Source organism: Jiulongibacter sediminis, assembly GCF_001306455.1.
GTDB classification, from domain to species: Bacteria; Bacteroidota; Bacteroidia; order Cytophagales; family Spirosomataceae; genus Jiulongibacter; species Jiulongibacter sediminis.
In genome coordinates, this window is the sequence record NZ_LGTQ01000005.1 from 1001242 (window position 1) to 1014451 (window position 13210).

At 40.4% G+C, this 13210-nt stretch carries 14 protein-coding genes; 10 read left to right on the forward strand and 4 right to left on the reverse strand.

What is annotated here, in order from left to right:
* Window positions 1–15: 15 nt before the first annotated feature.
* Window positions 16–753, reverse strand: coding sequence for a 3-deoxy-manno-octulosonate cytidylyltransferase (kdsB, locus tag AFM12_RS04420; protein WP_055144277.1), 738 nt, complete (start codon window positions 751–753; stop codon window positions 16–18).
* 125 nt (window positions 754–878) lie between these two features.
* On the opposite strand from kdsB, the gene AFM12_RS04425 reads away from it, so the two are divergent.
* The 10 genes from AFM12_RS04425 (at window position 879) to AFM12_RS04470 (ending at window position 8758) form a co-directional block, all read left to right on the forward strand.
* Window positions 879–1763: a DPBB and LysM peptidoglycan-binding domain-containing protein gene (locus AFM12_RS04425; protein WP_055144279.1), complete on the forward strand. Its 885-nt coding sequence runs from the start codon at window positions 879–881 to the stop codon at window positions 1761–1763.
* 73 nt (window positions 1764–1836) lie between these two features.
* Complete coding sequence (locus AFM12_RS04430; protein ID WP_055144281.1) at window positions 1837–2628, forward strand: TIGR02757 family protein; 792 nt, start codon at window positions 1837–1839, stop codon at window positions 2626–2628.
* A 57-nt stretch (window positions 2629–2685) separates the two neighbouring features.
* Window positions 2686–3561: an aldose 1-epimerase gene (locus AFM12_RS04435; protein WP_055144283.1), complete on the forward strand. Its 876-nt coding sequence runs from the start codon at window positions 2686–2688 to the stop codon at window positions 3559–3561.
* A 25-nt stretch (window positions 3562–3586) separates the two neighbouring features.
* Window positions 3587–4189, forward strand: a complete 603-nt coding sequence (locus AFM12_RS04440) for a bifunctional nuclease family protein (protein ID WP_055144285.1) — start codon at window positions 3587–3589, stop codon at window positions 4187–4189.
* Window positions 4190–4257: 68 nt separating this feature from the next.
* Window positions 4258–5106 carry a lysophospholipid acyltransferase family protein gene (locus AFM12_RS04445; RefSeq protein WP_055144287.1) on the forward strand — a complete coding sequence of 283 codons (849 nt, stop codon included), beginning with the start codon at window positions 4258–4260 and terminating at the stop codon, window positions 5104–5106.
* A 64-nt stretch (window positions 5107–5170) separates the two neighbouring features.
* The gene (locus tag AFM12_RS04450) at window positions 5171–6049 is read left to right on the forward strand and encodes a cell division protein FtsX (protein WP_055144289.1); all 879 of its coding nucleotides are present in this window, start codon (window positions 5171–5173) and stop codon (window positions 6047–6049) included.
* Window positions 6050–6060: 11 nt separating this feature from the next.
* Window positions 6061–6360: a DUF3098 domain-containing protein gene (locus AFM12_RS04455; protein ID WP_055144291.1), complete on the forward strand. Its 300-nt coding sequence runs from the start codon at window positions 6061–6063 to the stop codon at window positions 6358–6360.
* A gap of 13 nt (window positions 6361–6373) precedes the next feature.
* Window positions 6374–7162 carry an undecaprenyl-diphosphate phosphatase gene (locus AFM12_RS04460; protein WP_055144293.1) on the forward strand — a complete coding sequence of 263 codons (789 nt, stop codon included), beginning with the start codon at window positions 6374–6376 and terminating at the stop codon, window positions 7160–7162.
* Window positions 7162–7845, forward strand: coding sequence for a tRNA pseudouridine(55) synthase TruB (truB, locus tag AFM12_RS04465; protein WP_055144295.1), 684 nt, complete (start codon window positions 7162–7164; stop codon window positions 7843–7845). The genes AFM12_RS04460 and truB overlap by 1 nt, the downstream gene beginning before the upstream one ends.
* Entirely contained in the window at window positions 7832–8758 is a 927-nt protein-coding gene (locus AFM12_RS04470; protein WP_055144297.1) for a bifunctional riboflavin kinase/FAD synthetase, read from the forward strand. The genes truB and AFM12_RS04470 overlap by 14 nt, the downstream gene beginning before the upstream one ends.
* Here AFM12_RS04470 and pheA read toward each other — a convergent pair.
* From pheA to AFM12_RS04485, 3 genes are read right to left on the reverse strand one after another with little or no spacing between them, the layout of a single operon-like run.
* On the reverse strand, window positions 8755–9828 hold the full coding sequence (gene pheA / locus AFM12_RS04475) for a prephenate dehydratase (RefSeq protein WP_055144299.1): 1074 nt from the start codon (window positions 9826–9828) through the stop codon (window positions 8755–8757). The genes AFM12_RS04470 and pheA overlap by 4 nt on opposite strands.
* On the reverse strand, window positions 9825–11141 hold the full coding sequence (locus AFM12_RS04480; protein WP_055144301.1) for a dicarboxylate/amino acid:cation symporter: 1317 nt from the start codon (window positions 11139–11141) through the stop codon (window positions 9825–9827). Before AFM12_RS04480 ends, pheA begins: the two co-directional genes overlap by 4 nt.
* A 20-nt stretch (window positions 11142–11161) precedes the next feature.
* Complete coding sequence (locus AFM12_RS04485) at window positions 11162–13069, reverse strand: DNA topoisomerase IV subunit B (RefSeq protein WP_055144303.1); 1908 nt, start codon at window positions 13067–13069, stop codon at window positions 11162–11164.
* Between the last annotated feature and the right edge of the window lie 141 nt (window positions 13070–13210).

Here is a 13210-nt window from a genome sequence, read left to right on the forward strand (position 1 = left end):
TAATGCCCGATTTGCTTATTTATTGTCAAAATTCAGCTTTTCCAGGTCTTCCGGAGTATCTATGCCGAGACTTTCATAATTGGTTTCGCTCGCCATAATCCGATATCCATAACCCAGCCAACGGAGCTGCTCAAGCTTTTCGGTATTTTCAAGTACGTTTAAAGGCAACTTTACGATTTGTTCAAGTACATCTGATCTGTATGCGTATATGCCAATATGTTTATAAAACTCTGCATGGTCAAGCCATTCACTTTGCTCCACACCTCTCACATACGGTATTGTTTGCCTACTGAAATAAAGAGCCTGTTTTCTCATGGTCAACACTACTTTGACCACATTAGGGTTCAACAATGTTTCCTGGTCTTTTATACGTTTGACTACCGTTGCTATCTCCGTTTTGTAATCGAGTAATTCACAGAGTTCGTTGATCACTTCAGGGTCAATAAAAGGTTCATCTCCCTGAATATTAATGATATAATCATAGTCTGCTTTCAAAAGAGCATAAGCTTCTGCACAGCGTTCTGTCCCTGTTTGATGCATTTCTGAGGTCATTATGCACTTTCCTCCCAGCCCGGTGATCACGTTTTTAATTCGGGTATCATCCGTAGCTACCACCACATCAGTGATTTTCTCTGCCTTTTTGACCTGCTCATACACTCGTTGAATCATTGATTTACCACCAATGCTGACCAGAGGTTTACCGGGAAAACGGGTTGAGGCGTATCTGGCTGGTATTATTCCAAGGATTTTCAAATTCCTGAACTTTTCATGCAGCGAAATTAGCTAAGAATTAAAAAGTATTCAGATTTTAACCCAAAAAGCTCAATCAGGCAATAGAATTTATTACTTTTGTTTACAAACTTTCCTAATACATCAAGATGAAAACGATAACATTTACTTTTGCTTTATCGTTGTTTTTGCTGAACGCACACGCCTTCAAAACAGCGACTTATGACTCTTTGGGAACAAAGAGCGTCAATGAAGCCACCTATATCATTCACAAAGTACAACCAAAAGAAACTCTCTACAGTCTTTTGAGAAGATATGATTGCTCTTCTGCTGATTTCCACCGGTCTAATCCTGAACTGGGCGGTGGCCATAGCATTAAGGTCAATCAATTATTGAGGTTCCCAACGTTGGCCACAGTTAATACATCTACGAATATTGAAGCAAGCCGTTCGTTCGCGGAAGCAAACTTATCTGAAGAACCAAGTAAGGAAATCAACCGGGCAATGACTGCCATTCATAGGGTAGAGCCGGGGCAAACCCTTTTTAGCATTAGTCAGATGTACGGAATGAATATAGATGCCATAAAACAGCTCAATGGTCTACCAGACAATGAAATAAGCATTGGCCAATCGCTTCGTATCAAAACAACCGAAAAAAACTACAATGATGTCAGTGCAGGACTTTATCCACCAAACCTAACACCTGATATTCACCCTGATATAGAGATTGTCCCGAATGCCCCAAGAGGCGAAGAAGTAACCGAGCTTGGTATTGCCGAGGTTATTTCCGGAACCAGAAAGGGGTCAAATAAAATGCTGGCCCTTCACAAAACAGCTCCTTTGGGCTCTCTAATGGTTATTCAAAACGAAGCTACTAAAAACCAGGTGGTAGTAAAGGTTATTGGAAAGTTACCGGAGACGGGTAACAATGAAAATATTTTGGTCAGGTTATCACCAAATGCATTTTATAAACTGAACCCCAAGGACATTCGAATAAGGGCAAAAGTTACTTATTATCTTCCGCCTAGCTCATGAAAGAGCTAAACAAAAAAAGCCTGTGAATTAACACAGGCTTTTTTTGTTTCAATGCCAGCCATACCTTTGTCAGATGCAACATGAGGAGCTTTTTGAGCTATTAGAATACAAATATCAGCAATTTAACCAACCCGGATTTATTGAGTCTGACCCTATAACCATACCTCATCGTTTTAGAAGAAAAGAGGATATTGAAATAGCAGGTTTCTTTGCTGCAATTTTGGCCTGGGGCCAACGCAAGACCATCATTAATAAATGTACAGAGCTTTTTGAGCTCATGGATAACTCACCATATGAATTCATTCTAAATCATCGGGATGAAGATTTGAAACATTTCCAAAATTTTAAGCACCGTACTTTCAATGATACAGACACACTTTATTTCATAGAAGCACTCAAAAGCATTTATAACAATCACAATGGGCTTGAGGGGGCCTTCTCTAAGAAATTAAGTTCCAATGACGATTCTGTTAAAAATGCTCTGATTAGCTTTAAAGATATCTTTTTCAACCTGCCCGATTTTCCTGAAAGAACTCAGAAGCACATTTCTTCTCCTGCCAGAAACTCGGCCTGTAAACGTATTAATATGTATCTGAGATGGATGGTAAGGAAAGACGATAAAGGCGTTGATTTCGGACTCTGGGAAGGGATAAAACCTTCTCAATTGATTTGCCCCTGTGATGTTCATGTAGAACGAACCGCCAAACTTCTGGGTCTGACTACCTTAGAAAAACCTAACTGGAAAATGGCTGAGCAAATCACAGAAAACCTGAAGGCCTTTGATTGTGAAGATCCCGTCAAATATGATTTTGCTCTGTTTGGCCTTGGCATTGAAAAGTATTTCGAAAGCGGGATTTCATCCTAAGACTAGCCTCTTTATTCAGGATAATAGCTATTTTTGCCCCGCACAAAATCAAAGAGTTTGAATCTATCACTAAAAAGTAAAGAAGGCAATGAAGCCGTTATTGAGCTGAATGGTGCTTTAATCAGCAGGTTAATTCTTGGTAACGAGGATGTTATCAAATATCCGCTGAAAGAGGACGATCCTAAAAAAGGCTATCCTTCTGCCCTACTTTTCCCCTTTCCTAATCGAATCAAAGACGCCCGTTATACCTTTGAAGGCAAAGAGTATACGTTGGATATTAATGATACCGATAGCCATAATGCCATACACGGTCTTATTGCCTTCGAGCGTTTTGAACTGGTCAGTCAATCAGAAAACAGAGCTAAACTGAAGTACGTTTATCATGGACAAAATGAGGGTTATCCTTTCCCTTTCGAGTTCATGGTTGAATATTCACTATCAGGTCATCAGTTGAAAGTTGTTGCTGAAGGAATCAACACCGGAGAAACTAACATGCCTGTTGGTTTTGCATGGCATCCCTATTTTGGTTTTGGTTCTGCTCCAATCGGTGAAATGGAGGTTAAGGCTCCAAGAAGAGTTAAGATGGAGCTGAGCGAGCGAAATATTCCGACCGGTGAAAGCGAAACAGAAAGGGCAGGTCTAATTCCGTTGAAAAACACCATTCTTGATAGTGTTTTCACCTTACCCGAAGGAGAAAACGGTTCAGAGAACACGATTGAGCTGAGATTCAAAAAGAAAAAGCTTCTTGTTTCTCAAAAGACGGGCAAAAATAAGCTTAACTATTTTGTGCTTTACACGCCACCAAGCAGAGATTGCATCGCCATCGAGCCCCAATCTTGTAACACAAATGCCTTCAATAATGAAGAAGGACTGGTGGTCTTAAAGCCGGGGAAAAAAGTGAAATATGAAATGAGTGTTAAGCTGGAAGCCTAAGCTTCTGTCTTTATATTTGTAATAAGTGGATAAAACAAAACTCGAAATATTAGACATCTCACCTAGTCAGGTTCAGGCCGGTTCCTTTACACTGGTGCTGGGTGAAGAAAACGGCGATTTGAGATTGCCGATAATCATAGGAATGTTTGAAGCTCAGGCCATAGCCATTGAGCTCGAAAATATAAAGTCAAAGCGACCGCTGACACATGATTTGTTTGCGTCTTTTGCCCGGTCTTTTGATTACACCGTAGAAGAGGTACTTATTACAGACATCGATGAAGGCGTATTTTATGCCAAAATAGTATGTTCTGACGGTATTCGTCAGAAAAATATTGATGCCAGACCTTCTGATGCTATTGCTATTGCTTTAAGATTTAATGCACCTATTTACTCTGTGCAAAAAGTTCTGGACAATGCCGGTGTAAGTACCGCCGATCTTGTAGGCGAACGCTCTGAGGAAGCGGAAGAAGGGAAAAAAGTTTCTGTCCCCGTTTCAGGTTCAAAAAGAGCAAAGCCCCTCTCTGAAATCAGTATTTCTGAATTGAAAAAAATGCTTCAAGAGGCTCTAGACAAGGAAGCCTATGAAGATGCCGCTAAAATCAGAGATGAAATAGAAAGAAGAAACTAGGTTCTTTCTAAACCTTAATCCACAATTTTATTAAATTGAGATGCTTGACATTGGTCAATTGATCTTTTATGCTAAAAACCCTAAGAAATTTTCTCCCTGACCCACCCGAGAGCAGACAAGGCTTAAAACGCTTCCTGTCTTACATTGACATTTTAGGTCTTTTCCAAACCGACCCCTGGGGGAATTCTCTTTTCTTAAAGCGAGTTATTATTTTTGTTGCCGGATGGCCTACTTATTGGCGTATTGCAGTTGCCAACAAACTTACTATTGAAGGCGGCGATCAGCTTAAGAAGCTACCAAACAGTAATGTGCTGTTCATCTCAAACCACCAGACATACTTTGCTGACGTCATCACGTTTTACCATATCTTTTGTGCAGCCAAATGGGGAATGTTCAGAAAACTATACCCTTTCTATCTTTTCTCGCCAAGAGGTAAAACGTTTTATGTGGCTGCCAAAGAGACGATGAAATCCGGCTTTCTACCCAAAATGTTCAGCCTTGCTGGTGCAATTCTCGTGGAAAGGTCATGGCGGGCTAAAGGGGAAAATGTTCAAAGAGAAGTAGACACCTCAGCTGGAGATAACGTCGAGAAAGGATTGAATTATGGCTGGGTGATTACCTTTCCACAGGGCACTACCAGCCCCTATGCTCCTATCAGAAAAGGAACCGCCCATATCATAAAGCACAATAACCCCGTTGTAGTACCCGTAGTTATTGATGGCTTTCGCCGAGCTTTTAATAAAACCGGACTTAGTTATAAGAAGCGAAACACCAATCTAAAAGTCAGGTTCAAATCTCCAATCTATTTTACAGAGGATCAGTCATTAGAAGAAATCGTTCAGATTGTCTCAGATATTATTGAGCAGAATATTCCTGAAAATATTGCTGAATGGCGTGAGGAAAACTCGAATTCTTAAAAAAAACTAAATGCTCGCTGAAGTATTTTCATTCGCTTATCTTTGCTGAAACCATAGGTCATAAATGCGATCAAACAAGAAACTAGGTAGCTATCCGGGAATACTGATTACAGTCAGTCTAACCGTTGCTTTGTTTCTTATTGGCTTCTGCGGATGGGTAGCCTTATCATCGAAAGAACTCATCAGATACGTCAAACAGAATATTGAGGTACAGGTTTACCTTAACCATGACCTTACTCAAAATAGCATTGACTCTCTTCAAAGTATTTTTGCAGCTTTGCCTGAATTGGAAACCAAGAGTGCGGAAAATACCATTTCATTTGTGTCCTCTGAAAAGGCCGCAGAAGCCTTTCTTGCAGAAACCAATGAAGATTATAAAGATATTCTTGGTGATAATCCTTTTCGGGATGCCTTTACAATGAAGGTGAAAGAAGAAATTCTTAGCGAAGGTCAGCTGGCCCTATTTAAGAAAAAAATTGAGGCCTACCCGGGGGTATATGAAGTGGATTACGCCAAAGACTTTGTGAACGGAGTAACAGAGAATGCCAACAAAGCCTACTTGATTTTATCGGCTATAGTGCTCATTTTTTTAGTGGCGACTATCCTTTTGATCAACAATACCATAAAGCTGGCACTTTATTCTCAACGCTTTATCATTAGAACAATGCAGTTGGTCGGTGCTACAAATGGTTTTGTTCAAAAACCTTTTATCACAAAAGGGCTTATTCAGGGATTTGTGGCCGGAGCCATTGCCGCTGTTTTGTTGTTTATTACCCAGCAATTGGCATTAAAGCAGTTGGAAGGTTTAAGTCTGATACAAAATAGCGGGCTTATGACCGTCGTGCTACTAATATTACTAATTTTGGGTCCCCTAATTGGTGTTGTAAGCACCTATCAATCAATAAGTAGATATTTAAATGTGGATCTGGACGATCTGTATTAATCGATAAAAAAATGTCAAAAAAGAATAGAAAAAACTCAAAACCCGAAACAAAGGTGGATGCCGTCATCGACGAGTCTCCAAAAGCAAAAGTAGTCTCAACTGACTCCGCAGCAGCTTCAGAGTTAGCTTTTGGAAAATCTAATTACCGCTTCATGCTTATTGGTATAGCTGTAATTATCATCGGTTTCTTCATCATGACTCAAGATAAAGAAGAGTTCGGTTTTGGTTTTATGGGCATCACTCTTGGTCCAATTGTCGTTTTCCTCGGTTTTATGATCGAGCTTTATGCTATTCTTAAGAAAAAAGCCTGATATCTTACCATAAATGGATTCTATTCAAGCGATTATCCTCGCTATTATTGAGGGTATTACCGAGTTTCTACCCATCAGCTCTACCGGTCACATGATCATTGCCTCATCCTTTATGGGTATTGACAATGATAATTTTACTAAGCTTTTTGAGGTCAACATTCAGTTTGGAGCTATTATTTCTGTAATTGCACTCTACTGGAAACGTTTTGTCCAGTCGCTGCAATTTTACTACAAACTAATCTATGCCTTTTTACCGGCAGCTGTCATTGGTTTTTTACTCAATGATTACATTGATATGCTTCTGGAAAGTGTCATCGTTGTAGCCATTATGCTGGTCCTGGGTGGTATAGTGCTCATTTTCATTGATAAAGTTTTTGAAGGAAAAGAACAGCATGACGAGGTATCTTACGGCACTGCTTTGAAAATCGGCTTCTTTCAATGTATCGCTATGATTCCTGGTGTTTCACGTTCTGCTGCTTCGATTATTGGTGGTATGACTCAGGGATTAACCCGGAAATCTTCTGCTGAATTTTCTTTTTTCCTTGCGGTACCTACCATGTTTGCAGCTTCAGCATACAAAATGCTCAAAGCGTATCTTGATGAAACTTTAAGTTTTTCTTCTGAAGAGATTCAACTTCTGGTTATAGGCAATGTAGTGGCATTTCTTGTTGCTCTCGCAGCCATTAAGTTTTTTATCAGCTACTTACAGAAATACGGTTTTAAAGTTTTTGGTTACTATCGTATCGTAGTAGGTCTTATCATTTTACTTCTGGTAGCCTTAGGCTACGACCTCAATATTTAATGGATTATTTTGACGAGCAAGGCTGTGTAATATTGGTTGATAAACCATTAGAATGGACCTCTTTTGACGTAGTGAACAAAATCCGCTATTCCGGCAAGTTCAAAAAAGTAGGTCACGCTGGCACTTTAGATCCGCTTGCCACAGGGCTTTTAATATTGTGTGCGGGCAAGAAAACGAAGCAAATAGATACCTTTCAGGCTCAGGAAAAAGAGTATACAGGTAAACTGGTTCTGGGAAAAACTACTCCGTCAGTAGATTTAGAAACTGAATTTGATGGTGAATTTCCAGTAGAGCATATCTCAGAAGAGGATTTAGAATCCGCCCGACAAAGTTTTACCGGCTTCATAGAACAAACTCCACCTGTACACTCAGCAGTAAAGGTTAAAGGAAAAAGAGCTTATGAGGCCGCCCGTAAAGGAGAAGAGATTAAACTCAAAAGCAGAACTGTTGAAATAAAAGAGTTCGATATCGATACCTCAAACTTTCCGGAAGTTAGTTTTAGAGTCGTTTGCAGCAAAGGCACTTACATCAGGAGCCTGGTTTCAGATTTCGGTAAAGCTCTGAAAAGCGGGGCTTATATGTCAGAGCTTCGGCGAACCCGTATCGGTGAATTTTCTGTTGATGATGCCGAAGGTGTGATTGAACTCGCCGACAAAATCAAAGAATTGCGTGAAAGTCTATAAAAGCCTGAGTGAATTTAAAGCATTGAAAAATGCCGTGGTAACCAGTGGTACCTTTGATGGTGTGCATTTGGGGCATGGGAAAATCATTTCAATGTTGAAAGAAACTGCGGCCAAAACCGGAGGAGAAAGTGTAGTGCTAACCTTCTGGCCTCACCCCAGACTCATTGTTTCACCATACGATCAGAAAATAAAGCTCCTTAGTACTCTCGATGAGAAAATTGAGTTACTTGAAAACCTTGGGATAGACCATCTCGTTGTTCTTCCCTTCACCCGTGAATTTTCTGAATTAAGTTCTGAAAAATACGTTGAAGATGTTCTGATTTCTGGAATTGGAACACAAACACTGGTTATCGGTTACGATCATCGTTTCGGTAAAAACCGTGAAGGTGGATTTGATTATCTCAAAAACAACGCCCATCGCTTTAAAATTGATCTTGTTGAAATTCCTCGTCAGGAAATTGAGAGTTTGACAATCAGTTCAACTAAGATTCGTGAGGCACTAAATAATGGAGATATTTTAATTGCAAACGGGCTCTTGGGTCGGCCATATTCATTTGAGGGTTTAGTCAAAAAAGGAAGGCAGCTGGGCAGAACCATCGGTTTTCCCACAGCCAATGTTCATGTTGCTAAAAAGTATAAGCTCATTCCCTCAAACGGCGTTTATGCTGTTCACGTTTACCTCCGCGGACGGTCTTTTCAAGGGGTCATGAATATTGGAGAAAGACCAACCGTGGACGGAAAAGGCATCACTCAGGAAGTCCATATTCTGGATTTTAACGATGATATATACGGCGAAACCTTAAGGGTTGAAATCGCCGATTTCATTCGTCCGGAAACTAAATTTGCCAGTGTTGATCAACTTGTAGGGCAAATCAAAGCCGATTGTGAGAAAGCAAGAGAACTACTTAGTTAGATATTTCTCACATAACTACCCAAAACCTTAATATGATCCTGGTGCTTCTCAATGATCTTGCTAAGTTTTTCATCTTTATAATACCCTCCTACTTCCAGGAAAAACCAGAAATTAAACTCCTGACTGCCTTTATAAGGTCTGCTTTCAATTTTTGAAATATTGATCTCCTGTTCCTTAAAGTCGGTCAGGAAGTCTGCTAAAACGCCGGGGTTCTCCGTATGCGGTAAGCGGGCAATCATCGTGGTTTTATCATTGCCGCTTGGCTGATTCTCAAAGTTTTTGGCAAGAATAAAGAATCGCGTTCTGTTATTACTACTGTCTTCAATATTTTGGAATACCATGGGTAAACCAAAGAGTTTAGCAGCAATCTCAGAACAAATGGCAGCACTCTCAGGATCATTAAAGGCCATCTTAGCCGCTTTTGAAGTAGATTCTACCTGTATTTCCTCAATTCCCTGCTGCTCAAAATACTTATTGAGAAAACTACGGCATTGACGAAAAGCAATATCTTTTGAATAGATTCTCTTAATATCAGTGAGATGATTAGCCACGGAAGCCAGAGCAAAATGAATTGGAATTTTTAATTCGGCCACAATGCTAACATCCATTTCATTGAGAAGGTCAACCGTCTCATAAACGATACCAGCCTGATTGTTTTCAATGGGAATAACACCAAAACGTGCTCTCTCCGTATCAACCGACTCAAAAACAGCCTGAATTGAAGGGAGCATAATATATTCACTCAGTGCTCCGAAGCGGCTCTCAGCAGCCTGATGAGTAAAACTACCTTCAGGGCCCATATAAGCCACTTTTTCCGGCAATTCGATATTACGGGCAGTGGCAAAAATCTCAAGAAAAATAGCCTCGATAGCCTTTTGATCAAGGGCACCTTTGCTCTCAGCAGCCAATCTGCTGACGATTTCCTTTTCTCTTTCTGGTCGGTAAATTACTGTTTTGGTTTCTCTCTTGAGATCACCAACCTGTTTTACCAATTCCATGCGTTGATTGAGCAATTCTAATAATTGACTATCAATGCTATCGATACCTTTCCTTAGATCGTCTAAGTTCACTTTCCTTCTTCTTTTTTGTAATTATCGTCCCAGTTTTTGACATGGGGTTCATGAATTTTCCCTAAACTTTTACCGACCAGCAATGCCACAGTGGCATCACTCGTCACATTAACAGAGGTTCTTATCATGTCCAGTGGTCTATCGACGGCAAAAATAAGAGCAATTCCTGCGGGATTCACACCAATCGACTCTAAAACTATGACCAACATTAAAATTCCTGCTCCGGGTACAGCGGCAGTACCTATGGAGGCCAAGGTTGCGGTGAGAACAATCGCCAACTGATCACCCATGGTAAGATCGTTTCCGAAAACCTGGGCTATAAAAACAGCTGCAACTCCCTGATATAAACTGGTACCATCCATATTAATGGTAGCTCCAACGGGTAAAACAAAAGAAGACACATCCTTATCAACACCAAGGTGCTCCTCAACCCTTTCCATAGTTACCGGTAAAGTAGCAGCACTTGAACTGGTGGAAAAAGCAAGTAACTGAGCCGGAGAAATACCATTCATGAACTGGCGATAGCTTAGCCCCGCAAAAAGCTTTACAGCCGTAGGGTAAAGAATAAAAAGCATGAAACCTAAACCCAAAACCACGGTAAGGGCATATGCTCCTAGGGCCAAAAAGACATCTGCTGATGGTGCCTCTACCACCAGAGCGGCCAACAGAGCAAAAACTCCGAACGGAGCTGTAAGCATGATCAGGTCAATCATTTTAAGGATAACCTCATTAAGCCCGTCAAAAAAATCTTTAACCGGCTTTGACTTTTCTGGCTCTATCAAAATGATTCCGATGCCAAAAAAGACGACAAAAAAGATCACCTGCAGCATATTTCCATTAGAAGACATAGCACCGATGATATTATCCGGGATGATATCAACTAAAGCTGCCAATGGACCACGTTCTTTGGTTTCAGCAGCAGAAGCTATCCTATTTCCGGCCTCTCCTGAGAAACTCTCCATCATATCTGTACGGGTTCCTTCATCAATGAAACCACCTGGTTCAATTACATTAACCATCAACAGACCAACGGTGATAGCAATAACTGTTGTTATCAGATAAATACCAATGGTTCTTGTCCCCATTTTAGAAAGCTGGCTGATGTCATTCAGATCAGAAACACCTTTCACTAAGGAGGCCACTATCAGTGGAATGGCGATGAGCTTTAAGGAATTGATAAAGAGTGTACCAAAAGGTTTGACCCAGTCAATGGTAAACTGTTTTCCCCAGTCAAAATTTAGAATTAGAGCACCAAAAAGTACTCCGGTTACCATTCCGATAATGATCTGCCAATGCAGAGCCAGCTTTTTCATATAGTTTAGTTTGTTGAATGTTATGCTGCTTCTTCCAGCTCAGTCTCCTCTTCCTCAGGAATCAACTCACCGTTTTCATCCACAACGTCTTTCTCAATTTTGAGGTTTTCAATGATGAACTTCTGACGCTCAGGAGTGTTCTTACCCATGAAATATCCCAATATCTTGGAAACCGCTGACTCTTTCTCCAGAATAACCGGATCAAGTCGGATATCTTCTCCGATGAACTCTTCAAATTCCCCAGGTGAAATCTCACCCAATCCTTTAAATCGGGTAATCTCTGGTTTCCCACCAAGTTCCTTTATGGCCTTTTGACGCTCCTCATCTGAATAGCAGTAGATCGTTTTTTTCTTGTTACGAACTCTGAATAAAGGTGTTTGAAGGATATAAAGGTGTCCCTCTCTCACAATATCAGGAAAGAACTGAAGAAAGAATGTCAAAAGAAGTAATCTGATATGAGAGCCATCAACATCCGCATCGGTAGCAATAACCACCTGATTATACCGCAGCCCTTCCATTCCAGCTTCTATGTCAAGAGCATGCTGAAGTAAATTGAATTCTTCGTTTTCATAAACCACTTTTTTTGATAAACCAAAACAATTTAACGGCTTACCTCTTAAACTGAAGACAGCCTGTGTGTTTGGATTCCTGGCTTTAGTGATTGAGCCTGAAGCCGAGTCTCCTTCTGTTATAAAGAGAGTAGTCTCCAGTCTGTCTTCGTATTTTTGATCAGTAAGGTGATATTTACAGTCCCTCAGTTTCTTATTGTGCAAGTTGGCTTTTTTAGCTCGCTCATTTGCCAGTTTTTTTACACCTGCCAGTTCTTTTCGTTCACGTTCGGACTGCTCTATTCGCCTCTTCAGAGCCTCTTTAGTCTCTGAATTCATGTGAAGGAAGTTATCCAGATGTTCTTTAACAAAGTCATTGATAAAAGAACGAACCGTTTGCGAGTTCTCGTCAGGAGCAATATTGACTGAACCTAGTTTAGTTTTGGTTTGTGACTCAAAAACAGGTTCCTGAACTCTTATTGAGATAGCACCAATAACAGAAGCTCTGACATCTTCAGCTGCATAGTCTTTCCCATAATGATCTCTGATTGTCTTTACTATTGCCTCTTTGAATGCAGAAAGGTGAGTTCCACCCTGAGTGGTGTTTTGACCATTGACAAAAGAGGAATATTCTTCACCGTACTGATTGCCATGCGTCATAGCCAGCTCAATATCTTCCCCTTTTAGGTGGATGATTGGATAACGGTTACTTTCTTCGTCAGTTTTTCGCGAAAGCAAATCAAGCAGTCCGTTTTGAGAGAAATATTTCCTCCGGTTAAAGTTTATGGTCAATCCGGCATTGAGGTAGCAATAGTTCCAGATCAGGTTTTCAACATATTGTGGTATATAATGGTAGTTTTTGAAAACAGTGTTGTCAGGTACAAACTCAATAAGCGTCCCGTTTTTTTCATCGGTAGTTTCTTCTTTTGACTCCTGGGTTACCTCCCCTTTGTTAAACTCAGCCCAGGCAGTTTTACCATCACGAAAAGCCTGAACTTTGAAATACGTAGAAAGGGCATTCACAGCCTTGGTACCAACTCCATTAAGACCTACAGACTTTTGAAAAGCTTTGCTGTCATATTTGGCTCCTGTGTTGATTTTTGAAACCACATCCACCACTTTCCCGAGAGGGATGCCGCGTCCATAGTCTCTTACAGTAACCTTACCATCCTCTGAAATTCGGATATTGATACTTTTACCATGGCCCATCGCATATTCATCAATACTGTTATCAACCACCTCTTTCAGAAGCACATAAATACCATCATCGGCAGAGGCTCCGTCACCTAACTTACCGATGTACATTCCGGGTCTTAATCTAATATGTTCTTTCCAGTCTAGTGACCGGATACTGTCTTCATTGTATTGAGCTTCACTCATTTTGGTTTATGCGATAGTTTTAAGGGTACAGATTATGTATGGCTTTCCAGAAATATTTAAAATGAAGTCCAATTTCTCAAAACCGAAAATGTTCCGTTATTTTGCACGAAATTAATACTAAACCAAACCTCAAACCGGTTA

Excerpts from the sequence above, each read along its gene's own strand:
- AFM12_RS04430 (WP_055144281.1), top strand. The coding sequence starts at position 1,837 with ATGCAACATGAGGAGCTTTTTGAGCTATTAGAATACAAATATCAGCAA.
- AFM12_RS04445 (WP_055144287.1), top strand. The coding sequence starts at position 4,258 with ATGCTAAAAACCCTAAGAAATTTTCTCCCTGACCCACCCGAGAGCAGA.
- AFM12_RS04425 (WP_055144279.1), top strand. The coding sequence starts at position 879 with ATGAAAACGATAACATTTACTTTTGCTTTATCGTTGTTTTTGCTGAAC.
- AFM12_RS04450 (WP_055144289.1), top strand. The coding sequence starts at position 5,171 with ATGCGATCAAACAAGAAACTAGGTAGCTATCCGGGAATACTGATTACA.
- truB (WP_055144295.1), top strand. The coding sequence starts at position 7,162 with ATGGATTATTTTGACGAGCAAGGCTGTGTAATATTGGTTGATAAACCA.
- AFM12_RS04480 (WP_055144301.1), bottom strand. The coding sequence starts at position 11,141 with ATGAAAAAGCTGGCTCTGCATTGGCAGATCATTATCGGAATGGTAACC.
- AFM12_RS04455 (WP_055144291.1), top strand. The coding sequence starts at position 6,061 with ATGTCAAAAAAGAATAGAAAAAACTCAAAACCCGAAACAAAGGTGGAT.
- AFM12_RS04460 (WP_055144293.1), top strand. The coding sequence starts at position 6,374 with ATGGATTCTATTCAAGCGATTATCCTCGCTATTATTGAGGGTATTACC.
- AFM12_RS04485 (WP_055144303.1), bottom strand. The coding sequence starts at position 13,069 with ATGAGTGAAGCTCAATACAATGAAGACAGTATCCGGTCACTAGACTGG.